A 25,567-nucleotide genomic window follows, 5' to 3' on the forward strand; every position below is an offset into this window, starting at 1 on the left:
AACCAAACTAACAATAGTCAAAAACCATAGGAGATAAGCTATAGAAATTAAACATCTACAAATTAATTTTTAGCAAATAGTACGGGATTTAGTGTAGGTAAACCTATGAATTTACAATCATATAATGATCAGGACCTGGTAAAGGTATATATTACCGGGAACGAACTTGGATTGCAGGAGCTTTTAAGAAGGCATAAAAGCAAAATTTATACTTCTATCTACTTATTGGTTAAAGACCAATATCTGGCAGAAGATATTTTTCAGGATGCTTTTATCAAAGTAATTAATACGCTGCGATCAGGAAGGTATAACGAAGAGGGTAAATTTTTACCCTGGGTAATGCGTATTGCCCATAATTTAGTAATTGATTATTTCAGAAAAGAAAAACGCACTCCAATTATCACCAGTGCCGATGGCATGGATGTGTTTAATATGCTACAATTTTATGATGAAAGCGCAGAGGATAGAATGCTTCGCGACCAGACACATAAAGACTTAAAGGAAATGATACATTTATTGCCTGACGAACAGAAGGAAGTACTTTTGATGCGTCATTATGCCGATTTGAGTTTTAAAGAGATAGCAGACTTAACAGATGTAAGTATCAATACAGCACTTGGACGGATGCGCTACGCTTTGAGTAACCTTCGTAAAATGTTAAAGACAAAAGAGATGACATACAAGGGGTAGCATAAATATTACAAAAAAAGTTTGTTGATGTAAAATAAAGCTAAGCAACTATCGTTAAGTTTATAAAACTTATCACATTTAGTTGCTTATGACAAAAACCTCTACATCAAAACAAAATGTAAATTTACCCCAAAACATGTTTCAGCTTACTACTGATAATGAATCCGATGCAGAAATCGACTTGTTTTACGATCAAATCAAAAGCAAGTTGGATGGGCTAATTAAAAATCCTCAGGATGACACCATCAACAGGATTTTAGCCTACAGCAAATCGAAGTAAAATTTACACGAGCAAAAAAAGTTGTCCTGAAATTGGTGCAACTTTTTTTGTCTTTTAGCAAGCCTTGTATTAAACAGTTTATTTTCATTAAAAAAATATAATGAAATCTCAGCACTGTATTTCCTCCCTGTATTCAGATTACAGGTAATTTCGCACATTCAAAATGTCGTAGCGATTACAATTCTGTTTTAAGAAAAAGCCTACCTTTGCATAGTGTAATTTAAACACTAAGGCATGAATAAAAATTTACTTCCTTTAACATTGGGTGGCCTGGGCATTGGCATAACAGAATTTGTAATGATGGGCCTACTTCCTGACATTGCTAAAGATTTAGGCGTGACCATTCCACAAGCCGGGCATTTAATTTCGGCCTATGCCTTAGGCGTTGTTATTGGCGCCCCATTGCTGATTATGATTGCGGGCAAGTATCCACCCAAAAAAATCCTGATGGCTTTAATGGTGATGTTTACCGTATTTAATGCTTTTTCTGCATTCGCTCCCACCTTCGATACCTTATTTATTGCCCGGTTATTATCCGGATTGCCCCATGGCGCATTCTTTGGAGTGGGCTCTGTTGTTGCCAGTCGTATTGCAGAGAAAGGTAAGTCTGCTCAGGCCGTTTCATTAATGTTTGCAGGTTTAACCATTGCAAATGTTTTAGGCGTACCACTCGGAACTTATATCGGCCATAATTTTTCGTGGCGCATTTCCTTTGCCGTAGTCGTATTTGTTGGCCTCGTTACTTTATTAAGTCTTAAATTATGGCTACCGGCTTTAGAAGCCACAAAAAACAGAGATTTAAAATCAGAACTAAGTTTCTTCAAAAAACGTGATGCCTGGATCATTATTTTTATGATTTCTATTGGCACTGGCGGCCTCTTTACCTGGTATAGTTATATTGCCCCGCTCATGACGGAGGTTGCTCATTTTTCGGCCGAAAATGTAACTTATATTTTAATGCTTGCCGGTTTTGGTATGATGGCAGGAAATTTCGTAGGTGGAATTTTAGCCGATCGTTTTTCGCCTGCAAAAGCTTCGGCGTTTTTATTAATCGCAATGGTGATTACCTTAGTTATTGTACACTTTGTATCGTTCAATCAAACATTAGCCTTGGTTATGACATTCGTAACCGGTGCAATTGCTTTTTCTTTGGCTGCACCCATACAAATGCTCATGATTCAGTCAGCAAAAGGTTCGGAAATGCTTGCAGCCTCTGCAAGCCAGGCCAGCTTTAACATTGGAAATGCCCTTGGTGCGTTTTTTGGTGGCTTACCCTTAGTTTACGGTTTCGATTATACCTCGCCTGCCTATGTGGGTGCTGCAATGGCTTTAATCGGCTCTTGTTTTGCTTTTTGGTTAATCAAAAATAACCGCAATGTAAAACAAGAAGGTAAAATTACGGCAACAGCTTTCCATTAGAAAAACAAACCAATTTAAAATCAATCGCATTATCGGCGTATACGTTAATGCCTATTCATTATCTTTTGAAGTGAGCACAATACCTAAACCTGCGGAGGCGAACGTTTTTTGTCTGTTTGCATTTCCATTTACGGATAATGACAGGCCAACACCATTAAAAAAACGATAAATGTATTTAGCCTCAGCAATAAGGCCAGCTGAATTTTTCTGAACAATTTTATCCCGGGAAGTTTGGCTGTTCGACTGATCGTACTTTTTCAAATCTGAGATCACGGCCGCTCCACCGCCAAGTTCAATGCGATGATTTGAATTGATTTTTATCCTTTTCCCCAATATCAGCGCAACCTCTGAAAAGCCCGGGAGTTTTGTTTCTTCACCATTTATATTAACTTCGTAGGTGTCTTGTAAAATGGAAGAAATCCTAAACTTAAAATAAGCTTTAGGTTTATTGTACCCTACAAAGCCTGATATTAATGGCTCCTTTAACGTTGCGGCACCAATTTCTAAACCTCCGGTTAAACCACCCATAAATGTTTCAACTTGCGATTGTGCTTTACTGCCATAACCTGCGAAAGTTATTGTAGCAATGATAATTAGCTTTTTCATATCCTTAAATTTTGTTTGAATCAAACTTAAGCAACTCACAAAAAGCAATTAATCCTAAAAAGATTACCCTAAAACAAAAAAGTTTTAAAAACCCAACACTAACTAAAAAATAATCATTAAAGATTATTTAGCTTTAAAAATAAAAGAGAATAAGCACAGAAAGCGATAATTTATATTTAAATTCAATTATAAAATTATTCTTTTAAGATGAATCAACAGGCACTTTTTTTCGAAACGATTAAATCGGCATTGCCAGCCTATCAAAATCTGGCACAAAGTGTAGCGGAGGAATTAGGAATCAGCACCAACGAAGCCTATAAAAAAATCAGAGGCGTAAGCAGTTTAACGTTTCAGCAGATTATTAAACTCTCTGATTGTTTCAACGTGCAGTTCTTATACAGTCCAAAGCAATCTTTATCCGTTACCTTCAGCTACCTGAGTGTAAATGAAGACTTGGATATGATTGGTTATCTGGCCAATTTGCTCGATAATCTTAAAACCATCAAAAACAGCGGCAAAAAGCACATCACCATTACTACAGACGACATTCCTTTATTCCATTTTTTCAAATATCCTGAACTCACCAGCTTTAAATTATTTTTCTGGGCAAACAGTGCAAACCATTTGGAAATGCCATTCAGCGCCTCATTCCTGTCTGATGAAATTATTAAAATCTCACAAGAACTGCATGCCACCTACCTGGAAATACCAAGTACCGAAATATGGTCGAAAGATACCGTAACAGGCACTCTTGAACAAATCAGGTATGCTTTTGAAGCAGGACATTTGACCGACCCTGAACTGGCTGTGAAAATTGTAGAGCAGGTAAGGTATTGCCTTACCGATATGAATATGTATGCCATTAGCAGTAAAAAAACCATTGATCCAAATCACACTTTTAACTGGTACAACTGCGATGTTTTAGGAAGCATTGCTTATTTAGTTGATTTTAAGGACCGCATGGCCTGCTACAATAGATTTAACACCTTTAATTACCTTAGAACTGAAGATCAGGCATATTGCAACCAAACTAAAAACTGGATGCAGGGTTTGATTATGAAATCAGTTTCCTTTAGCGGTCAGGGAGAAAAACACCGAAACAAATACCTTTACAATGCTTTTGCGGAGTGCGATAAACTAATTAGAGAAATAAACAGCCATTAATTTAAATTTCCTGAACAATCTATTACTTATATTTGCAAATGCTTAAAAAAGAACGCTACAAACTTTTTGTAGAACATTTTTCGGCCAAGCAACCTGATGCAGAAACCGAGTTACACTATAACAACCCTTACCAGCTTTTAGTTGCCGTAATTCTGTCTGCCCAGTGTACCGATAAACGGGTAAACCTGGTTACACCTGCCCTCTTTCAACGTTTCCCAAATGCGAAGGCCATGGCTGAAGTAACGCCCGACATTGTATTTGACTATATTAAAAGCATTAGTTACCCCAATAATAAGGCTAAACATTTGGTTGGAATGGCCCACATCCTGTTAAACGAATTTAATAACGTTGTTCCTTCAGACATAGACGATTTGCAAAAAATGCCTGGTGTTGGGCGTAAAACGGCCAATGTAATTGCATCGGTTATTTACAATGCTCCAGCTATGGCGGTTGATACGCATGTTTTCAGGGTGGCCAACCGTTTAGGTTTAACAAATGGCCAAACCCCTTTGGCAGTAGAAAAAGATTTGGTTAAAAACCTGCCCGAGCAAGATATTCATATTGCCCACCATTGGCTAATTTTACACGGCCGGTATGTTTGTTTAGCCAGAAAGCCTAAGTGTGAGATTTGCGAAATTACTTATATGTGCAGGTATTTTGAACGATTAACTGCGCAAAACGAAAGAGATAAACTAAAAATTTAAAACTATTTTCACCTTGCTATTGACATTAGCTAAAAAACACTTAACTTAGCTAAATATTTTAGTATTTTAAATTGTAAAACTTTAGGCTTGATAGCCAGACAAATAATATATATTTACGTAATCAGATAGATGAAACAAAACATGAGCAGCGCAAATCCAGATAAATTAAAAGCCCTACAATTAACGCTTGATAAATTAGAAAAGTCATATGGTAAAGGTACCATTATGAAATTAGGCGATACTGCCATTGAGCCTATTGATTTTATTTCTACCGGATCTATCAGTTTAGATATTGCCTTAGGTATTGGTGGCATTCCAAAAGGACGTGTTATCGAAATTTATGGCCCTGAATCATCAGGTAAAACAACTTTGGCCACCCACATAATTGCCGAAGCTCAGAAAAAAGGTGGTATTGCAGCTTTTATTGATGCAGAGCATGCCTTTGACCAGTTTTATGCAAAAAAATTGGGCGTTGACACTGATAACCTTTTAATCTCTCAACCAGATAATGGAGAGCAGGCTTTAGAAATTGCAGATAACTTAATCCGCTCTGGCGCTATTGATGTAATCGTAATTGACTCTGTTGCGGCCTTAGTTCCTAAAAGTGAAATTGAAGGCGAAATGGGCGACAGTAAAATGGGCTTACATGCCCGTTTAATGAGCCAGGCTTTGCGTAAATTAACAGGAACAATTTCTAAAACGGGCTGTTGCTGTATTTTTATTAACCAGTTACGTGATAAAATTGGTGTAATGTTTGGTAACCCAGAAACCACTACAGGAGGTAACGCATTAAAATTTTATGCATCTGTACGTTTAGATATCCGTCGTATTTCACAAATTAAAGATTCTGACGAGGTTTCAGGTAACCGTGTAAAAGTTAAAATTGTTAAAAATAAAGTTGCTCCACCTTTCCGTATTGCCGAATTTGATGTAATGTTTGGAGAAGGTATTTCTAAAAATGGCGAGATTGTAGACTTAGGTGTTGATTTCGGTATCATTAAAAAAGCCGGTTCATGGTATTCTTATGGAGATACAAAATTAGGACAAGGTAGAGATGCCGTTAAACAGTTATTATCAGATAACCCTGAATTGGCAGAAGAATTAGAAATTAAAATTAAAGCGGAAGTAACCGGCGAGAAATTAGCGGAGAAATAAGCCAATTGTATGAACGAAAAGGCCTGCTTAAAAATTTTAAGCAGGCCTTTTTTATGAGGAGCAAATCTTATTTCGAACCATCCTGACTAAAGATGGCATTAAAATCTTTGGTAACGTAAACTATAACTAAAATTGCGGCAACCAGTAAAGCACCTAAAATAATTACACCCCAACTCCCACTTAACTTATTTTTATCTTTTCTTATCATCCAGTACAATGCTCCCATTAGAGGAATTGCACAAACGATCCAAAATATTAGCGATGCTCCTGTCATATTATAAAAATCAATATTTTATTAAATTATGTATTAAAATTCCATTCGGGCCATAGGCGATACCTCTTGCCCAACAAAATCCTGTTTTAAAAACTTCTGGTATCCGGCTATCGCAATCATACCTGCATTATCCGTACAATACTGAAAGGCAGGTATATAAACTTTCCACCCCAATGTTCCGGCTAAATCCTGCAAAGTATTGCGCAAACCCGAATTTGCTGAAACTCCCCCAGCAATGGCAATTTCTTTAATGTTAAACTGAACAGCAGCTTTTTTCAGTTTTTTCATTAAAATCTGAATAATGCTGTACTGCACAGAGGCACAAATATCATCTAAATTTTCTGTAATAAAGTTTGGATTTTCTTTTTCCTGTTTCCTTATAAAATACAAAATGGACGTTTTAAAACCACTAAAGCTAAAATTTAAATCCGCAATTTGAGGTTCGGCAAACTTAAACGCAAGTGGATTACCATTTTTAGCGTGTTTATCTATAAGCGGGCCACCCGGATAAGGAAGTTGCAAAATTTTGGCAGTTTTATCAAAAGCTTCACCTGCAGCATCATCCAGCGTTTCGCCAACAATTTCCATGTCAAAATAATCCTTAACCAGAACAATTTGTGTATGCCCGCCAGAAACGGTTAGGCACAGGAATGGAAAGTTGGGTTTAGGCTCATCAATAAAGTGCGCCAATATATGCGCATGCATATGGTTTACAGAAATTAACGGTATATTTAGGGCTAATGCGAAAGATTTAGCAAAAGAAACACCAACTAAAAGCGACCCCAATAAACCCGGACCGCGTGTAAAAGCAACCGCATTTATGTCCTGTTTTGTAACTTTAGCATAAATTAATGCTTGTTGTACGGCAGGTACAATATTTTGCTGATGTACCCTTGATGCTAATTCAGGGATTACACCACCATAATTTTGATGAATTGTTTGGTTTGCAATAACATTGGCAGTAATTTTGCCGTTGTTACATATGGCAACTGAAGTATCATCGCAAGAAGATTCGATAGCAAGTATGACAGACAAATTATTTATATTTAAGCTGCAAAATTATTAAAAAACTATTTAAAATACTCCTTTGGGTAATCGCATCAATAATTTTGCTGCTGGCGCTTGTTATTTTTTCTCTACAGTTTAAGCCTGTTCAAACTTATATTGCCCAAAAAGCAGCCTCATATCTTTCTAAAGAGCTCAATACAACTGTATCTATTAAGAGTGTATACATTAAGCCTTTTAAATCTGTTGTGCTCGAAAATTTATTGGTGCTTGATCAGCAAAAAGATACTTTATTAAGCACTCCAGCCTTTCTTGTCGATATCAACCAACTATCTATTAAGAAAAGAATAATTGACATAAGCACTGTCCAAATTAACAATGGCAGCTTTTTCCTAAAGGATTATAAAGATAAGACATCTAATCTTGATTTTATTATTAACTACTTCGATTCTGGTAAACCTACTGTAAAGAAAAAGAAATCGGAACCTTATAAAATAGATTTCAGGAGAATTATTTTAAATAAAATTAGCTTTAAGTATAAAAACTACGCAGTTAAAGATACTGTACTTAAACAGAGTGTAAATTTTGATGATGTAAGTTTACATAGTTTAAGCGGCATTTTTGAAGGGCTGGACACTAAAAACCATTTACTAAAAACCAATATCAAGGGATTAACTTTCAGGGAAAAAAGTGGTTTTTACTTAAAAAATCTTACTGCCGAAACAACTGTTGACAGCAATGCAATTGAATTGAAGAGTTTATTGCTGGAAACCAATCAAAGCCGGTTAACAGACTATTATCAAATGCGTTTTAAGAGCTTCAAAGATTTTAATCACTACGTTGATAATGTAAGGATGAAAGCAATCTTTAAGGAAAGCCATCTTACCTCTAAAGATGTTTCGTTTTTTGCACCTGAGCTCGGCAAAATGAAACTTGACGTTGATGTTGATGGCCAGATTACGGGCTTGGTGAATAATTTGAGGGCAAAAAAGCTGTCTATAAAATCAGGAAAGGCTACCTACATCAAAGGTGATTTCATTATCAAAGGGCTTCCTAAATGGGAAGAAACTTTTATGGATCTTAAAATTGAAATGGCCGGCACAAACAAAGCAGATTTGGAAGAGGTTATTGGTGGCATTACCGGAAAAAATGCGAAGATTATTCCTTCCATTGTAAATAAATTCGGAAATATAAATTTCAATGGTAGTTTCACTGGCTTTCAGAACGATTTTATTGCCTATGGCGAATTTAAAACCAAACTGGGCAAAATTGTTTCTGATGTGAATATGAAAATCGATAAAAACGATGTGCCTTCTTACACAGGAAACGTTAAAACATTTGATTTTAATATTGGCAACTTGCTTGATGAAAAAAGTCTGGGCAGAATTAGTTCTTCGTTATATGTTAAAGGTAGAGGTACGGAGCTTAAAAACCTATCTGAAAATATAAATGGTGATGTAGATTATATAGATTTCAATAATTACCGTTACCACAATGTTAAGGTTGATGGTACTTTTGATAAAAAATATTTTGACGGCAAACTCAGCATAGACGATAAAAACGTGAAGCTGATTTTTGACGGCGGCGTAAACCTGAACCCCAAGTTGCCCGTATTTAACTTCAATGCAACCATTACCAGGGCTAAGCTTAAAGCACTTAAATTATTAAGTGATTCATTAATGGTTGATGCCAAATTCAGCACTAATTTTTCGGGCACTAACTTAAATAACATTGAAGGCCGGTTATCGATTCAAGAAATCAGGCTACAAAATCCAAAGGGAATTTACCATGTAGATTCGGTACAGTTACTCGCAAATGGTACAGGTGTAAATCGAAACCTGACTATTAAATCAGATATTCTGGACGCCAGCATTACCGGTGAGTACGATCTAAACTCGATTGGATCTTATTATAAAGCCATTGCCAAAACCTATATTCCTTCGTTAAAAGCAGAAATAATTAAATTTAAAGATCAGATTTTTAAGTTTAATCTGCAGGTTAAAAAGTTTGAACCTTTGGCGCAGATTATATCCCCAGGCTTAAAGCTCGAAGAAGGTGCTATTTTTATTGGTAATTTCGACTCTAAACAAAACACAGCTACTTTAAATGGCTTTATTAAAAAATTAGATTACCAGGGCGTGGTTGTTAATAACATTATCCTTGATGAAAACACCACCCCCCAGCAATTACAGTTAAACATTACTTCTGATCGGGTTCAGTTAAACGACAGCTTATACATTAAAGACTTTAACATTTCGAACATCCTTCGGAATGACAGCCTTGCATTTAACGTAAAAATGTCAAATGCCGATGAAGACAATCAACTTGATTTAAACGGATTGGTTGAATTTACCAAAAACCAGGATACTACAGCAAGGTTAAGTATTCTGCCGTCGATTTTAAAAATTAACAGTCAGGAATGGCGGATACAGGAAAAAGTGCGTATCGTGTTGAACAATGGCAAAACAGAAATAAGCAATTTCGATTTAACCAACAACCAGCAGCAAATTACGATTGATGGTTTAATATCTGAAGATCCTAAAGATTTGCTACAAGTTGGCTTTAAAGATTTTAGCCTGAAAACGCTTAATCCTTTTACCAAAAGTATGGGCATTAAATTAAGCGGAAATGTAAATGGTAAAACCGAATTATTTGGCATATTAAAAGGTTTGAGGGCTAATGATGATGTAAAAATCGATTCGCTAACCTTTAACAATATTTATATTGGAACCTTAACAGACACTTCTTCTTTCAATACCAAATCAAATAAAGTTAACGTATTTACTAAAATCATTGCGGATGATACAGAGACCTTTAAATTAACGGGAGATGTTGACCTGAAGGAAAAACAGATTGATCTTGCTGTTAAAATGAACGACAGTAAACTTACCATTCTGGAGCCATTTGTAAAGCAACTGGTTTCTAACCTAAAAGGAAATATTTCTTCGGATTTAACCATTAAAGGCCCGCTGGATAAACCCCAGATTAATGGTTCGGTTGCGCTGAATAAGGGGCAGTTGATGGTTAATTACTTAAAAACAACTTATGTAATTAGCGATAAGGTTGATGTTGAGAACAGTGTAATTAATCTTGACAATTTTAAATTAAGTGATATTGAGGGTAATGAGGCTACAGCAAACGGCACTGTAGATTTAAACAACTTAGATAACCCAACATTGCAGGTAGTTGTAAATGCAGAAAATTTTATGGCTTTAAATACGACTGCCAAAGACAATTCTGTTTACTACGGAAAAGCGTATGGAACTGGTGTTTTTAAATTTACCGGACCAACCAACAAGATGAAGATAGACATTAAAGCCAAAACAGAAAAAGGCACTGTCTTTAACTTACCCTTAAACAGTTCGGAAACCGTATCAGACAACGACTTTATTAATTTTATTAGCCGAGACTCCACCAAAGTTGTTAAAAAAGCGACAAGTTTTGACGGCTTAACCTTAACATTTAAACTTACTATTGACCCCAATACAACAGCAAATATTTTTACCACATTGGGCAACCTGAGCGGTAAAGGTAACGCTGAACTGAACTTGAACATTAACAGCTTTGGAGATTTTGAAATGTCGGGCGATTATATTATCGAAACGGGTAGTTTTGATTTTACGGCGCAAGAGGTAATCAATAAAAAGTTCGAAATAAGGCAGGGCGGTACCATCAGGTGGACTGGTAATCCTACCGCAGCCCAAATTAACTTAAAGGCCGTGTATGCGCTAAGGGCAAACTTAAACGAGCTATTTAAAGCCGCCAACCGAGATGCCAGCAGTAATGCCAATCAAAGGGTAAATACCGAGGTTGAGATGGGCTTAACCGGATTACTGTTAAAACCTGATATTAAACTGGACATTAATTTCCCTTCACTTCCGGCAATTAAGGACGAGTTGCAAACTTACCTGAGCGACCAGAATAACCTGAACCTGCAGGCCTTCAGTTTAATCATCAGACGAAGTTTTGCTCCTGGAAACGGTGGTGAATCTATTGGTAACCAGTTGGGATCTACAGTTCAAAGTACCGCTACTGAGCTGGTATTTAACCAGTTTAACAATGTTCTTTCGTCATTAAACCTCAACTTTGTTGATTTAAATGTGAAATCACTTAGTGAAGCGAATGCATCATTCAAATTCTTTAACGACAGGTTAATTGTAAACGCAGGTATTGTAGACCGGAATAGTTTGAGTGACTTTACGGTTATCGATTTTTCTAAAAACAATGTAGGTAGTGAAGTTGAAGCCTTATTCCTGATTAAGAAAGATGGTAGTTTAACAGGCAAATTGGCCAACAAACCACCAACACAACAAAGTATTTTCTTAAATAGCGGAATTAGCCCTACTGCAAATGTAACTTCTTTAGGCTTACTTTATACACAACAATTTGATACCTTTAAAGAGTTTCTTCAAAAACTATCAGGTGCTTACAGGCGCAATTTAAAAAGAAAGCAAAGTGAGCAACAGCCTAAGGTAAATAAATCCATCAGTAAAGAAGTGATTATTAACCAAAGCAAAAATAATCCGAGGAAGTAAAAAGAGAAAAGTCCTTAAAATCGGGCTTCATATAATCAAAGTTGGTGTTAGAGTCTGGAGTCAAATAAAAAAACGCTTAACTCCAAAATCAGCATTTTGTTCCTGCGCCAATGCAAAATACGCCTATACTAACGCTTTACTTGGGTAAATGTTTTGGATGAAAAACAAAAGGGTTTACATTAGAATAATAATCAAAGTTGGCGTTTAGAGCGGGAGATCCAAATAAAAAGACTCCTGATTCCAAACGCCAAACTCCATATTTATATCTATCCTTTCATAATGGAATGACCCATTTTATCACGTTTTGTTTTTAAATAACGCTCGTTATGAACATTACTTTCGATTTCAATAGGAATATTTTCTACTACCTCTAAGCCATAGCCCACAAGGCCGGCTCTTTTAGTTGGATTGTTACTCATTAAGCGCATTTTGGTTACACCTTCTGATCTTAAAATCTGTGCACCAACGCCATAGTCGCGTTCATCACCTTTAAAGCCTAACTTAATGTTTGCTTCAACCGTATCAAAACCAGCATCCTGTAAATTATACGATCTTAATTTATTAATAAGTCCAATACCTCTCCCCTCCTGGTTCATATAAACCACAATCCCTTTACCTTCTTTTTCAATCATTTCAAGTGATTTATGAAGCTGAGGTCCACAATCGCAACGGCAAGAACCGAAAATATCTCCGGTAACGCAAGAACTGTGTACACGCACTAAAATAGGTTCGTCTGCAGCCCACTCTCCTTTTGAAATGGCTAAATGGTTTGCATTATTATTTAACTGCGTATAGGCTGTCATTTTAAAATCGCCCCATTGCGTAGGTAAATCAACGGTAACTTCTTGTTTAATCAGGCTATCTATTCCTAAACGATAAGCGATTAAGTCTTCAATAGAAATAATTTTTAACTGATGCTGTTCGGCAATTTTAAACAATTCGGGAAGTCTAGCCATTTCGCCGTCTTCTTTCAAAATTTCTACTAAAACACCTGCAGGCTGAAATCCGGCAAGCCTGGCCAAATCTACCGCAGCTTCTGTGTGCCCTGCCCTGCGGATAACACCGCCATCTTTTGCCCTTAACGGAAAAATATGTCCGGGTCTTCCTAATTCTTCAGGATCTGTTTTTGGATTGGCTAAAGCCAGCATTGTTTTTGAACGATCGCTTGCAGAAATACCGGTGGTACAGCCATGCCCAACAAGATCAACAGAAACCGTAAAATTAGTTTCGTGTACAGCTGTATTTTTAGTAACCATTAAATTAAGGTTCAGTTCATCACAACGCTCTTCTGTAAGGGGCGCACAAATTAAACCACGCCCATAAGTAGCCATAAAATTAATGATTTCTGGTGTTGCGTTTTCTGCTGCAGTTACAAAGTCGCCTTCGTTTTCCCTTCCTTCATCATCCACAACTATAATAACTTTACCGGCTTTTATATCTGCTATAGCCTCTTGTATGGTGTTTAATTTTGTTTGCATTTTTATAAAGCAATAAGATTTGATTATTATCGGCTAAAAGCAATACTTCTAATAAGATAAGCCATATTTTTTAGCTATACAAAGGTACAACCTTATTAGACAATAAATTTAATATTATATCATTTTGAAGTAAAGGAAAAGAAGCTGACGTGTTACTGTTTTTGTTTTATCCTGAAAAGCTTAACGAAGAATTGTTTGTAGTAATTGATGTCGAACAACGCAGAATCTACAGTTGCCTTGTAGGTTAAAAATGCGGCTAAGGGCGACAATACAATTACCGCAATCCACATGGCAAAAATTGGGTTTAATGACCCCTCTCTGGCCGATTTCTCCGCAACCGTAGTTAAAATGTGGTAAACCAAGAAAAATGATATGGCCATCACTACAGGCAAGCCCATACCACCCTTTCTAATAATGGCGCCAAGCGGTGCCCCGATAAAGAACAATAAAATACACGATGCGGCAAGTGTAAATTTGCGTTGATATTCTATTCTGGCGAAGATAATTTCAGATGTTAAATCCTGCGTCCGTGGCGAATCGTTATTTAAACTTTGATTAATAGAGGCTACTGCACCTGCTGCATTTTCAATACTTTGTTTTCTTGAACCATTTGGAATGGTTTTAAGAATAATATCATTAATTTTTTTTGGCGCTACCTTTAACTTCGAGTAACCTTTTGCAACATTATTTTGCTTAAAGTTATTTGCAAGGTTCATCGCGGTGTTTCGCTTAAAGGTATCGAGCACTTTTGTTAACGAATCCTGTTTCCTGGAAATTCCCTTTAAGTTAAGCATGGGTGTACTGTTTCCAAAAGCATTAGGATCGGTCCTGTTCATCTCGAAAGAAGAAAGATCAAACTTTGGTTCGGTTTCTTTAAATCTATTTCTGTAAAAAATCTGCCGCGGATTATATATCCCGCTGTTATTAGCCTGTTCTTCGTATTGTACGCCATCTTTTAATTTCAGCACAAGAAATTTACCATCACTGGTTTTTTCCATTACCCCTTGCTTGGCCATAATAATTTTAGGGATACCGCCATTGCCTTTATGATCGTAAATCATAATGTTATGTAAGGTTCCGTCGTCATCTTTTTTATCTACCCGGATAGAATAATTAGGAATACTATTATTAAAAACACCAGGTTTAATTAAAAAAGAGAGTTTTTTATTTCTTACGTCGTAAAGCAGCGAGCCAAATTTTAAATTGGCTTTTGGCAACATATAGTTAGAAAAAAGGAAAGAGCCTATTGTAAGGAGAATAATCACCACAAATAAGGGCTGCATGGCCTTTTGAAGGGATATACCTGCAGATTTAATTGCAACAAGCTCATAGTTTTCGCCCAGTGAACCAAATGTCATGATGGAAGAAAGCAGGATAGATAGCGGCAGCGCCATAGATACGTTTGCCGCAGATGCATAATACATCAGCTCTAAAATGGTATACCACTCAAAGCCCTTGCCTATTAAATCATCTACCCACTTAAAAAGAAAAAACATTAAAAGGATAAACATAACCACAAAAAAAGTAGTAATGAAAGGCCAGATAAATGCTTTAACTAAAAGAAGATGTATTTTTTTCACCCTACAAAGGTAAACAAAGCATTAAAATATTATGCACCTAAAACACTAATCAAATAATCAATTTGATTATCCCAGATTAATTTTTTCTCAGAAAGTGTTTCATCTGTTGAGAAATCCGTTATGGAAAGGGCAACATCATTTGTTAACTCATCCTGCACAATTTCCATCTCAAAATAGCACTGTGGTTCGTCATCTAACCACTTAAACTTAACTAATTTGTTCTCTTTTATAGAAATTAGCTTTGCTTTTAACTCTTCATCATCCCAGGTAAAAGTATAAAGCTGATCGCGAAAAACAACATCATCTGCAAACCATTGCGATAAGCCATTTGGCTCACTTATAAAACTATACAGTATTCTTGGTGACGATTTAACCTCGTACTCTAGCGTAAATTTTTTCTTTTCTGCCATGTTAATTCATTACCAGAATAATCTTCCGGACGATTTTTTTTATTTTATTTTTCTAAAGAAAAGGAATTTATTCTATATTTGCAACTCCAAAAAATAACCACACAAATATTTGATAATATAAGCAAATATTTTTACCCGGCGGGGTAGCTCAGATGGTTAGAGCGCAGGATTCATAACCCTGAGGTCGGCAGTTCGATCCTGCTCCCCGCTACTTGATTATCGATCCCTTAGACATAAAAATCTAAGGGATTTTTTATTCCCGCTTAAACATAGCTAAAACATTTTTCTGATTTTCTCTAAAAATCATTGCCTCAAACTTTATCATTAACGAAGCGGAGAATAGAAACGTAAGGTATAGCTTGATTTAAAAATCGGGTGTTTATTTGGGTGTTCTCTATTTATTCTATATAAAGAATCAAGCTATAACTTGTATTGCAATCAACGATACCCTTATTTTTAGAACCCGATCACTGAATCCAAAGCCTCATCCGCATCTTTATTGATAAATTGTCTTGATAGATAACCGTCGTGGCTATCGACGTGTGGCAGTAAAACATTTGCAGCAAGATATTCTCGCCCGAGATATTGCCAAAGGCATGTTGCAAATGGTGCGGATGAGCATAAGGCTATTAATAATAGTCCTACCGAATATTGTCTTTTGTTTATTCTTACCGACTAAAAGGTCCATATCAAAACTAATATTTCAAATACTACAAAACATTAATGCAAAACTTGTGTAGTATATGTTTTTTATTAGTTTTGGTAAAAGGATTCAAATTCAATAATTGATGAGAATCAAAACCGAAAAACTAAAATAATAATGAAAAAATTAATGCTCTCTAAAGGCAAACTGGCGATTTGTCTAATCTTGCCGTGCCTGTTTATAGTGCAAAGTTGTCGAAAGGCAATACTCTTACCTACAAGCGGATCGAATGAACTAACTATAGCTGAGGCAAAAAACTATTTTGAGAAAAAGATAGTCCAAACTTTGAATTCTAAAAAATTAATGTCAACTACTGGTTCAAATAATACCACTACTGATCCAGCACTTAAAGAAATCCTGCAAAGGAAACAAGCAATTTGGCATGAAGCCTATCAAAAAATAATTTCAACGGGAGCTGCGGTTAAGGTACCTTTAGATTTTGGTAAAGCCTATGCTGTGACCAATGTAGAGAAAAAAGAACTGATTCCTTTTAGCTCTTTAAATTATCTTTTTATGTACAAAGATAGTTTACAGCGTATCCATACCGAATGGGTAGTCATGTTGCCCGATCATGAATGGCTATACGGTAACCGAAATGTGTATACCGGTAGGATAGTGATAAAAGATTGGGATGGAAATTTCATAAAACAATACGATTATAAAAACTTATCTCCTGCTAATGGCTTAAGCTCAATAAAGACTAAACTGAAAGGCCATATACCTGCATCAATGAGCGTTACAGAACAACCGCCCATAACTCCAACCGAGCCGACAGCCCCTGGTCTCGGAATACTATGTATTACAGTGTGTCATGAGTTTTGTGGGGTCAATGTAATCGACAGTCGGAAATGTTGGTTTGTTGGGAATGGTGAAGATGAAGGTGGTGGTGGGGATGATGGAACAGGTGGCAATGGCAGCAGTACTGGAGGTAGTCACAATGGTAGTCAAACGGGCGGAGGTGGTACTAGTAGTGGTGGAGGTACCGGAGCTGGAGACTATCCACCATCAACCACTTGCAATGCTGACCCAAATGCGACTCAGGTTATAAATGGAATAATTCCCTGCTCATGGACAGTGCCAATTCCTACGCCTGTCGGATTTCTCCCTGCTCTTGACAGAGAAGAAACAGATTTTTTTGCCAATCATCCTAATGTAAAAGTAATCTTAGATAATTATTTCAGAGAGGCGACCGACAAAATCGATGCCGAGAATTTTTATCATTGGGCGATTAAATACTGGACAATTAGACCTAATATTTCATTGGCACAGCTAGATAATATTTATGATATGGTTAGATATCAAACTTATGTGCTTAGGGATAGAGAACCTGCGAGTTATTATTGGAGGCCAAAGCTTACTAGCGATGACTTTAGTAATTATCTAACAGAAACGACACCACGTTTTACTTATCCAAATGGGCAAAAAAAAGTAAATTTAGATGCATTTAACTGCCATTATTACGCATTTGGTTTAGAATATGCAACAGAAGTAGATGATGAAAATCCAAAATGGGTAACAGCAATATCACTAACATCGAAATACTGGGAACTGGTAACCGGAGCCGTTCGAGTTGGCGATAGGGTAATGTATTCATTAAATAATAATGGAGCATCGGGTTGGACACACTCGGCCATAGTAACTGAAGTAGATGCCGAGGGTTACGCCACCAAAGTAAGCAGTAAAATGGGAGCTTATGAAATTATAGAACATCATCCAAGAGATATTCCTGTATCTTATGGATCTACAGAGCCAACATTTATAATAGATGGCAAGACATATCCGTCTCGCATCTATTGGAGAAAAAAGTAATTATCGTCATGAAGCAAATTATTTTAGTTATAAGTTTATTCTTATCAATTACAGGACACGTACACTCGCAAGAGATTAATGGAAATTCGATTGATCTAGAATTTCAGAAGCTAACTGATTTGAAATGGGATTACGAAAGATATAAAAACAATGCTCCAAAAAGAGATACCATTCTTACCCTTTATAAAAGTCAGGTCAATAAAATAAAGAAATCGCCAGAGATATATCTAAAGTACATCAGGCGTGCACTAAAGAATGACAAAGCTAGGCAAGGCAAGGAAACTGTTTATTATAAATACGTACCCGGAACAGGAGAGTACATCAATAAAAGTTGGCATAGAATTAAAAAAATTGATTTATACAGGGTTATTAGATACAGCTTATTTAAGAAAGATGATGAAATTTTACCAGAGGATTTTCGCGGACTACCTGTAATTAGAGAGAAAGATTATAATGGATACGATGAAGCTAATCGGGGCGATTTTAAGCTGGCGTGTAGATTACTTTTGCACCACTTACCGTTAACTCCTCAAGAAATAAGGTTTGTTAAAAACGACAACAATCAATTGCATGTACTAGACATGAAAAAATATCTTGATAAGTATAGCTTGAGCGAGGAAAATAAAGACTTCATCAAATGGGCTATAGATTATTTGATAAAATATCCAAAATATTCGCTTGTTTATCTTAATAATGCTTACGATCCGATAAGGTACCAAAACTACAGACCAAGAGATAAGCCAATCAACAACCCCTAATAACCATTACTAAAACACAACTAATTTAAAAATCAATAACAGAATTTAAGGCTTCATCCACATCTTTGTGGATGAAGTTTCTTTTAATGATTTTCAATGCATTTGAATAAATATGAAAGAAGAAAAAGCATCAATTAACTACAAACTTTTTTATCAATTTTGTTTTGTGCTTGTATTCTGTTTTGTCTCTCCGATTAGTGTATACTCCCAGAAAATCGTTAATGGTAAAGTGTTAGATGATGAAACCGATTTGCCTATTGCTAACGTAAGTGTATTTATTAATGGTAGCACACGAGGGACAATGACAAATGAAAAAGGAGAATTCTTATTACATTACCTTTCTATAAATAAGTATACAGTAGCATTTTCTTCCATAGGTTACGAAACACAAGAAGTAAATGTTAGCGTACAACCTGATAGACCAATTTTGATAACTATAAGGCTAAAACGAAGGACAATTAGTCTTAGTGAAGTTACGATTTCCTTACAGAATAACTCATGGAAACGCTGGGGGAAAATATTTCTTGCTACTCTTATAGGCACTTCTTCTCACGCACAAAACTGTAATCTTTTAAATAAAAAGGCAGTTAGGTTTAATTACGATAAAGATAATAACAAATTATACGCCTACAATACCGAACCTTTGGTTATTCAAAACGATGGGTTGGGTTATATTATTCATTACAATATTGAAGACTTTAGCATCGACTTTAACAATGAATATATTTTTTATCAGGGCTTTGTTCGATTTATTGAAATGGAAGGCTCGTCGATCAAACGTAAAAGATGGGAAACTGCAAGGCATTTAACGTATCAATATTCTATGGCTAGATTTGTACGTACTTTATACAAAGGCCAGGCGATTGACGATTTATACGAAGTAAGATCGATTGAAAAAAGGCTAAATACCGAAAAAATTCGTGTGATTAACCTACTGAGGCAGAGTAATACCCACAAGAAGGATTCCATCAAATACTATCAACAAGTTATTAAGCAGGAGGATAGTATCAAAGTATTATCTGCCCCTTTGCATCCAAAAAATTTTATAAGTGCTATTAACGATGGGAAGAGAGGCATTATTGGAATTAACATTTTATATGTAAGCTTAATATCAGTTAAAAATAAGATTTTGAACAGATTGGCTACTTCCAAACTTACTATTTTACCAGATAGACACATTTATATTGAGCAAACAGGCGTTGTAACAGCTTCCCAAGATTTTGTAATAGGAGGCTATTGGTCTGGTTTTGAAAGAATTGGAGATGCGCTACCGATAGATTATATCCTACAACAAAAATAAAAAATCAGAAATCCAAAGCATCATCTGCATCTTTATTGATAAAATTTCCTTGATAGATAACCGTGGTAGTAATCGAAGTATGCTTGTAAAGCTTTTGTAGCATTTGTAGCGAGATATTCTCGCCTGAGATATTGCCAAAGGAATATCCTGCTCCCCGCTACTTAAGGAAACAACACATATAAGTTGTTTCCTTTTTTTATACCTAAATAAATCTGACAGTCTGACTCTTATGATCGGATTTTTTAGTTCGAAAACAGAATAAAATGTCCTAAACCGTTTATCCTTCAGATCGGGGCCTATTGTTTCCAATAGGATAAGTATTCCCATGCCTTAAATTGTAACAATACGTAATCTTTCACTATCTTAATATAAAATCTTCCAGTTCATTTCATGAATATGATGTTTAACTTTCCAAAGCTGAATACCCAGACCTGTTCGTTATTGGTCTTGATTGCAACCCTGCTTAATTCATCCATGTTGCTGGCACAACCTGCAAAAACCAGTTTTGTAATCTCCATGCCAAAGCCGGCAAACCACCTCTATCATGTAGAACTCAATTATCGTAACAATGTAAATGAAAAACTCAATTTCCACATGCCCGTTTGGACTCCTGGATTTTACTCTATAATGGACTATGCCAGTGCAGTAAGCAATTTTAAGGTAATTGGAAAAGGGAACAAGCTATTGAAATGGTCAAAAACAGGTTCATCAACCTGGCAAGTTATTGCCCAAAAACAAGATCTTAAAATTACTTACGATGTTAAAGCCAATGACCCGTTTATTGCGAACATCAACCTCACTGAAGATTATGGGTACATCATTCCTGGTGCTATGTTACTCTACACCAAACAGGCCTTGCCCTTACCAGTAACTGTACAGGTAAAGCCTTATGTGAAGTGGCCAACGTTTGTAGCAACGGGTCTCGGCGCGCTACCGAACCAGGTAAATGTATTTCGTGCAGCCAACTTCGATGAGTTGTATGACAGTCCTTTGCTTATGGGGCAACTGGAAGCCTTACCTGTTAGCATGATTAAAGGAGTGCCCCACCAATTTATCGGCAATAACCTTGGAGATCTCGATCGAAACCAGCTTGCGGCAGATTTAAAAAAGATTTTTGAGTGCGGTAGCGAGATCATTGGTGAAATCCCCTACAAACACTACACTTTTTTAGCAGTAGGCACCTCTGTAAGTGGAAGCCTTGGCGGAATTGAGCATCTTAATTCGGCGTCTCTGATTATCGGCAATAAAAATCTGCTCGCCCCAAAGAATAAAATACATTTTTACAACTTGCTGGCTCACGAATACTTCCATGCCTACAATGTAAAACGGATTAGGCCTATCGCCTTGGGCCCTTTCGACTATAGTAAACAGAACTACACCAATTTGCTTTGGGTATCAGAAGGCTTTACCGCTTATTATGAAAATATAATTACCCGGGCAGCCAAGTTAATGACTGCGCAACAGATGTTGGACAATTTTAAAGAATCCATCACCAATTATGAGAACAAGCCAGGACATCTTTATCAATCGGCATCAGCCGCAAGCCGGGCCATTTGGGAAATGGAAGGCAATCCTAACAATCGTGATGCAGATGCTTTGAACAAAACAATCTCTGTTTATGATAAAGGGTGTGCATTGGGTCTGATGCTTGATTTAAAAATACGCAATGAAACCCAAAACCGCAGTTCGCTCGACGACTTGATGCGAGTACTTTATCGCAAGTATTATCAAGTAAAAAAACGCGGCTTTACGGACGATGAGTTTAGAAAAGAAGCAGAACAGATTGCCGGTGTTCCACTAACGGAGTTATTTTCCTATGCAAATACAACCGTGGCACCCAATTACCCAAAGTATTTTGCTTATGCCGGCCTGGCCATTGATACCGCAAGGCATACAGTTGATGCCAATAACTTAGGCATTACGGCCCGTTTAAACAATGATCTAATCGTGGTAAGGTCGGTAAGCTGGCCGTCACCCGCCTGGAAAGCTGGCTTGCAAGCAGATGACCAAATCTTAAAAATCGACGGCGTACAGGCCAGCCTTGATCAATTTAAAGCGCCTTTGGCAGGCAAAAATGAAGGTGAGCAAATCACCTTGCAAATTAAACGTAATGGGATTGTGCAAAATTTAACCTTAACTTTAAAAAGATGGTACACTAAAAGTTTCGACATTACACCTTTACCTGAAGTCAATAAACTGCAAGCAAGAATCTATAACAGTTGGATAAGAAATTGAGTAGCCCTTTAAGAACAAAACGAACTACTCCTACTTCAACAAAGCCTAAACATTTAACTTTAGTTGGAGAGAACACAAATCGAAGGAAAATGGACCACAATCAAAGATGTTATTAATTGGAGTTTCGTATATTTAGGAGTTGGTGTTCATTGCACACCGACATACGAAAATCATCAAAATGGAAAGTATCTCAAGATTTATATTATTAATTTCTCTTATTTCTTGTCTAAATAAACAAGAGGGTAAAAACGCAGTGCCCAATCTTGTAAAACCTGATACAGTACAACAAAACCAAATAAAAAAACAAGATGGTTTGTTTAAACTTGATGTAAATCTTAATAAAAACTTTGTTAAAATTATTGCACCTAAAAATTCAAAATTTAAATTCCCCGACAGTTCGGCCAAAACAAAACCTTATAAATTGGGCGACTTTAATGCAGATAAAAAAGAAGATATTTTAGTCTATTTGGGTGCTTGTGGAACAGGCGGATGTATGTATGGTTTATTTTTAAATCAATACGACAATTACTATAAATTGGCTTTTATGAACTATTTGAAAAATGCAGAATTTGAAATAGAAAAAAATGGTTTGTGGACAATTAAATCATCAGAAGAAATTGAACCATATAATCCTTCTAAACTCCAAATAGCAATTTTTAAATTTGATAAAACTAAATATCAGTACAAATTGGACACCACTTATGTCCATATTGACACTAAGTAGAAATATGTAAACGAATGAAAAAACAACCGTGAAACAGACACTCTACATATTGACCATAACATTCTTGTCGATTGCTTGTAGTCAAAACCTTTTGACAACTGAGACTCCAAAAGTAGGTACTATTAAGGTTATTTCTGACACACTGAAGAAGAAGAATGATAAGATAGCAAGAAAAATAGTAAGCGATTCTTTGATATTGTATAATGACTTCTTGTATAGTGATCTGAAACTAAACTTTACTGAAATCTCGAAAAATGAGTTTCAATCCTACAAACAAAGGTATAAGACAGGTTGCGTTTTGGATTCAGGGAACTTTATTAGGGGTTCAGATCTTTATGTAAGTCGCCACTGTAATGAAATTTGTGAAACTTACCTCTCAGAAAGAACTACAAACAGAAAAATGCTAATTCCCTCAAGCTATGATGCGGGCATATTAACGATGTTACTTTCGCCAGCATGCAATAAGCTTATAGTTTGCTCATCGTATGACGGGCCTGATTATAGAAACTACTATAAACATAGAGCAGAAATATTTGTTTTCAAAGTAACCACAGGAATTGGATTAAAAGGAATAAAGCCTGCTCTTAAGTTTTACACAAAGAACTGGTCAATTGAGGATTTGACCTGGGTAGACGACAAAATAATAGCATTAAAAATTTACGAAGAAGCTAAATTAGGCGATGGAAGTGGCATTCATTATAAATATTATAAAGCAGACTTATAGAGATAAAAAACGTCTCATAACAGCAGTTTGGCAAAATGCGGACTGGCTTACTTTAACAGTTGCGCGAGGGATGAACTTTAGTTCTAAAATTCTTCAAGTCGCAAAACGTTATGTACAAGGATATAAGCCAAACATTATGAAAATAAAAATTGTTAACAAAGAATTTTTAATGCTCTCAGGAGTGATTCCTTATTTGACAAATTAGTTATTTTTTATTTTAATGGAAAAAATATGGAACTGAAACTTTATTCGTTAAAAACCGCACTTTAGATATATTAATTAATATTTTTGACCTTCCCTTTTCGATGAAAATTAATATCTTGCCGCAAAAATTAACATCATGCTCCATCTCAATTTATCCACTCTAAACATAAATAAAGATTTAAACACGAATAAAGACTGTTCAAAATGCTCAATTATTAATTTGGCTAAAAATGTTTTGATGAACTGCAATCTAAGATGTTGGCAAATCGTTTGTTTCGTGTATTTAGCTGTTAGCAGAAATCATAATTCAACAATGCAGATTGAAAATTAAAATGAAACAGGCTGACAATTTATCTAAAAATAGCAAGCTGAAGCGAATTAATTCATCGTATATCATGCATGAAATACAGCATCTGCTCCATTTGGAAAGTGGTTTTTTATTCACTGTAAAAGAACTATTTATCAGACCAGGAAAATTAATAAGAAATTTTATTTTAGAAGATAGAAGTAAAATTACAAAACCTTTAATTTTTTTAATATTCTCAGGTACAATACTTACGCTTACTTTTCACTTTTTTCATATTGAATACATTTTCTTTTCATTAAATCAAAAAATTGGAAACATTGACGGTTTTTTAGAAAAGCAAAGGATTAGTGACTGGACAAATAATCATATCGGCTATACTTCGCTTATCATTGGGTTTTTTATTGCATTATGGATTACACTTTTTTTTAAAAAGCAGAAATACAATGTTTATGAAATCACAACTTTATTATGCTATTGCGTTGGTCAAGGACTTTTAATCATTAGTTTATTTGCTTTAACTTCAATTCTGTTTAAAACTAAAACAATCGCCTCTATTGGAGTTTTTGTATCCTATTTTTACATTTTTTGGTCCATTGGACAATTTTTTGGCGAAAAAAAGCTAATAAATTATGTTAAAGCAATCATATGCTGTATTCTCGGAACTGTATCTTTCAGACTAATTTTATTGTTATTAGCCTATATTTTTCATCAATTAGGAATTAAATAATAACTTTCTGCCAACTATGGTTTTGCTTCAGACATACTGCAGTGCAAAATTTAGGGCTTTCATTCATAAAACTTTGTACCTAAATTTTCATTCCTGAATGTAAAGCTCAAAACGTAAGCATTCCTCAATAGAGACGTTTACTTTAAAAAGCCATCCAAGCAAGCCAATATTGTTTTCTTTTGCATCATTAAGCTCACATGTTCTTGCGCATGAACGATGGCCAATTGCGATTTTGGCATCGCCACCATATCAGCAAATACATCACCCCTAAATAATTGATAGGTTCTGATTAATTCAATTTTATCCAGGCCATCATCGTAGCAAAAGTAATCATCTGCCCCCCAAACTTTGTCCATTTTGTTTTGTCGGCCGCTACAGCATCATATGCTGTTTTCATTGGTGTGTTTGTTGAAAATTCTGGTTTTATACCTTTAAACACATTATTTACCTTTGGCATCCAACCAGAAGTTTTATAGGTAGAAGAAATGATGACTAACTTCTTTACTGGCTTAGGGCTTTGTATTGTTCAGTGATAGGCTACAGAGCTACCCATGTTATATAATTTAATGCCTCTCTTACTGTTACACCTTTATTAATCAACCGCTCTAAGGTAATTTGCACAATTGGTGGCTTATAAGCCTCACACAACAATTACACTACGTGTTAATTCATCCAAATTAGCCAGGTTTTTTGCATGCCCAGTTTCATAAGTTTTTGCCATATAAGTATTTATTCTTAACAATTGCCTGTATTGGCAATATGTAAATCAATATAAC

At 35.8% G+C, this 25,567-nt stretch carries 21 protein-coding genes and 1 tRNA gene; 15 read left to right on the forward strand and 7 right to left on the reverse strand.

Annotated elements, in window-relative coordinates:
- Positions 1-105: 105 nt before the first annotated feature.
- From R2Q77_RS12685 to R2Q77_RS12695, 3 genes are all read left to right on the forward strand, one after another.
- On the forward strand, positions 106-690 hold the full coding sequence (locus R2Q77_RS12685; RefSeq protein WP_316804090.1) for an RNA polymerase sigma factor: 585 nt from the start codon (positions 106-108) through the stop codon (positions 688-690).
- An 88-nt stretch (positions 691-778) separates the two neighbouring features.
- Entirely contained in the window at positions 779-970 is a 192-nt protein-coding gene (locus R2Q77_RS12690) for a hypothetical protein (RefSeq protein ID WP_316804091.1), read from the forward strand.
- Between the two features lie 234 nt (positions 971-1,204).
- The gene (locus R2Q77_RS12695; protein WP_316804092.1) at positions 1,205-2,389 is read left to right on the forward strand and encodes an MFS transporter; all 1,185 of its coding nucleotides are present in this window, start codon (positions 1,205-1,207) and stop codon (positions 2,387-2,389) included.
- Positions 2,390-2,440: 51 nt separating this feature from the next.
- On the opposite strand, the gene R2Q77_RS12700 is transcribed toward R2Q77_RS12695, so the two are convergent.
- On the reverse strand, positions 2,441-2,995 hold the full coding sequence (locus R2Q77_RS12700) for a hypothetical protein (protein ID WP_316804093.1): 555 nt from the start codon (positions 2,993-2,995) through the stop codon (positions 2,441-2,443).
- A 207-nt stretch (positions 2,996-3,202) separates the two neighbouring features.
- Here R2Q77_RS12700 and R2Q77_RS12705 point away from each other — a divergent pair, with 207 nt between their 5' ends.
- From R2Q77_RS12705 to recA, 3 genes are all read left to right on the forward strand, one after another.
- Complete coding sequence (locus R2Q77_RS12705) at positions 3,203-4,159, forward strand: hypothetical protein (protein ID WP_316804094.1); 957 nt, start codon at positions 3,203-3,205, stop codon at positions 4,157-4,159.
- A 38-nt stretch (positions 4,160-4,197) separates the two neighbouring features.
- On the forward strand, positions 4,198-4,863 hold the full coding sequence (gene nth / locus R2Q77_RS12710; protein WP_316804095.1) for an endonuclease III: 666 nt from the start codon (positions 4,198-4,200) through the stop codon (positions 4,861-4,863).
- Positions 4,864-5,004: 141 nt separating this feature from the next.
- Positions 5,005-6,018, forward strand: a complete 1,014-nt coding sequence (gene recA / locus R2Q77_RS12715; RefSeq protein ID WP_316804096.1) for a recombinase RecA — start codon at positions 5,005-5,007, stop codon at positions 6,016-6,018.
- A gap of 67 nt (positions 6,019-6,085) precedes the next feature.
- On the opposite strand, the gene R2Q77_RS12720 is transcribed toward recA, so the two are convergent.
- Both R2Q77_RS12720 and tsaD read right to left on the reverse strand, forming a co-directional pair.
- A complete protein-coding gene (locus R2Q77_RS12720) occupies positions 6,086-6,292 on the reverse strand; it encodes a hypothetical protein (RefSeq protein WP_131535389.1) in 207 nt (68 codons plus the stop codon).
- A gap of 33 nt (positions 6,293-6,325) precedes the next feature.
- On the reverse strand, positions 6,326-7,327 hold the full coding sequence (gene tsaD / locus R2Q77_RS12725) for a tRNA (adenosine(37)-N6)-threonylcarbamoyltransferase complex transferase subunit TsaD (protein WP_316804097.1): 1,002 nt from the start codon (positions 7,325-7,327) through the stop codon (positions 6,326-6,328).
- A gap of 74 nt (positions 7,328-7,401) precedes the next feature.
- Here tsaD and R2Q77_RS12730 point away from each other — a divergent pair, with 74 nt between their 5' ends.
- Positions 7,402-11,832, forward strand: coding sequence for a translocation/assembly module TamB domain-containing protein (locus tag R2Q77_RS12730; RefSeq protein ID WP_316804098.1), 4,431 nt, complete (start codon positions 7,402-7,404; stop codon positions 11,830-11,832).
- Positions 11,833-12,098: 266 nt separating this feature from the next.
- On the opposite strand, the gene R2Q77_RS12735 is transcribed toward R2Q77_RS12730, so the two are convergent.
- The 3 genes from R2Q77_RS12735 to R2Q77_RS12745 form a co-directional block, all read right to left on the reverse strand.
- The gene (locus tag R2Q77_RS12735) at positions 12,099-13,310 is read right to left on the reverse strand and encodes a bifunctional 3,4-dihydroxy-2-butanone-4-phosphate synthase/GTP cyclohydrolase II (protein WP_316804099.1); all 1,212 of its coding nucleotides are present in this window, start codon (positions 13,308-13,310) and stop codon (positions 12,099-12,101) included.
- A gap of 152 nt (positions 13,311-13,462) precedes the next feature.
- Entirely contained in the window at positions 13,463-14,890 is a 1,428-nt protein-coding gene (locus R2Q77_RS12740; protein ID WP_316804100.1) for an LptF/LptG family permease, read from the reverse strand.
- Between the two features lie 29 nt (positions 14,891-14,919).
- Positions 14,920-15,300, reverse strand: a complete 381-nt coding sequence (locus R2Q77_RS12745; RefSeq protein ID WP_316804101.1) for an START-like domain-containing protein — start codon at positions 15,298-15,300, stop codon at positions 14,920-14,922.
- 137 nt (positions 15,301-15,437) lie between these two features.
- On the opposite strand from R2Q77_RS12745, the gene R2Q77_RS12750 reads away from it, so the two are divergent.
- From R2Q77_RS12750 to R2Q77_RS12785, 8 genes are all read left to right on the forward strand, one after another.
- A tRNA-Met gene (locus R2Q77_RS12750) sits at positions 15,438-15,511 on the forward strand.
- Between the two features lie 609 nt (positions 15,512-16,120).
- On the forward strand, positions 16,121-17,812 hold the full coding sequence (locus R2Q77_RS12755; RefSeq protein WP_316804102.1) for a hypothetical protein: 1,692 nt from the start codon (positions 16,121-16,123) through the stop codon (positions 17,810-17,812).
- 8 nt (positions 17,813-17,820) lie between these two features.
- On the forward strand, positions 17,821-18,570 hold the full coding sequence (locus R2Q77_RS12760) for a hypothetical protein (protein ID WP_316804103.1): 750 nt from the start codon (positions 17,821-17,823) through the stop codon (positions 18,568-18,570).
- A 112-nt stretch (positions 18,571-18,682) separates the two neighbouring features.
- Positions 18,683-19,870, forward strand: coding sequence for a carboxypeptidase-like regulatory domain-containing protein (locus tag R2Q77_RS12765; protein WP_316804104.1), 1,188 nt, complete (start codon positions 18,683-18,685; stop codon positions 19,868-19,870).
- A 396-nt stretch (positions 19,871-20,266) separates the two neighbouring features.
- On the forward strand, positions 20,267-22,105 hold the full coding sequence (locus R2Q77_RS12770) for a M61 family metallopeptidase (RefSeq protein ID WP_316804105.1): 1,839 nt from the start codon (positions 20,267-20,269) through the stop codon (positions 22,103-22,105).
- A 178-nt stretch (positions 22,106-22,283) separates the two neighbouring features.
- Positions 22,284-22,829: a hypothetical protein gene (locus R2Q77_RS12775; RefSeq protein WP_316804106.1), complete on the forward strand. Its 546-nt coding sequence runs from the start codon at positions 22,284-22,286 to the stop codon at positions 22,827-22,829.
- Positions 22,830-22,920: 91 nt separating this feature from the next.
- On the forward strand, positions 22,921-23,553 hold the full coding sequence (locus tag R2Q77_RS12780; RefSeq protein WP_316804107.1) for a hypothetical protein: 633 nt from the start codon (positions 22,921-22,923) through the stop codon (positions 23,551-23,553).
- A gap of 536 nt (positions 23,554-24,089) precedes the next feature.
- The gene (locus R2Q77_RS12785; protein ID WP_316804108.1) at positions 24,090-24,791 is read left to right on the forward strand and encodes a DUF3667 domain-containing protein; all 702 of its coding nucleotides are present in this window, start codon (positions 24,090-24,092) and stop codon (positions 24,789-24,791) included.
- Positions 24,792-24,928: 137 nt separating this feature from the next.
- On the opposite strand, the gene R2Q77_RS12790 is transcribed toward R2Q77_RS12785, so the two are convergent.
- Entirely contained in the window at positions 24,929-25,147 is a 219-nt protein-coding gene (locus R2Q77_RS12790; protein WP_316804109.1) for a hypothetical protein, read from the reverse strand.
- Between the last annotated feature and the right edge of the window lie 420 nt (positions 25,148-25,567).

Source organism: Pedobacter nototheniae (assembly GCF_032678625.1).
Classification (GTDB): Bacteria; Bacteroidota; Bacteroidia; order Sphingobacteriales; family Sphingobacteriaceae; genus Pedobacter; species Pedobacter nototheniae_A.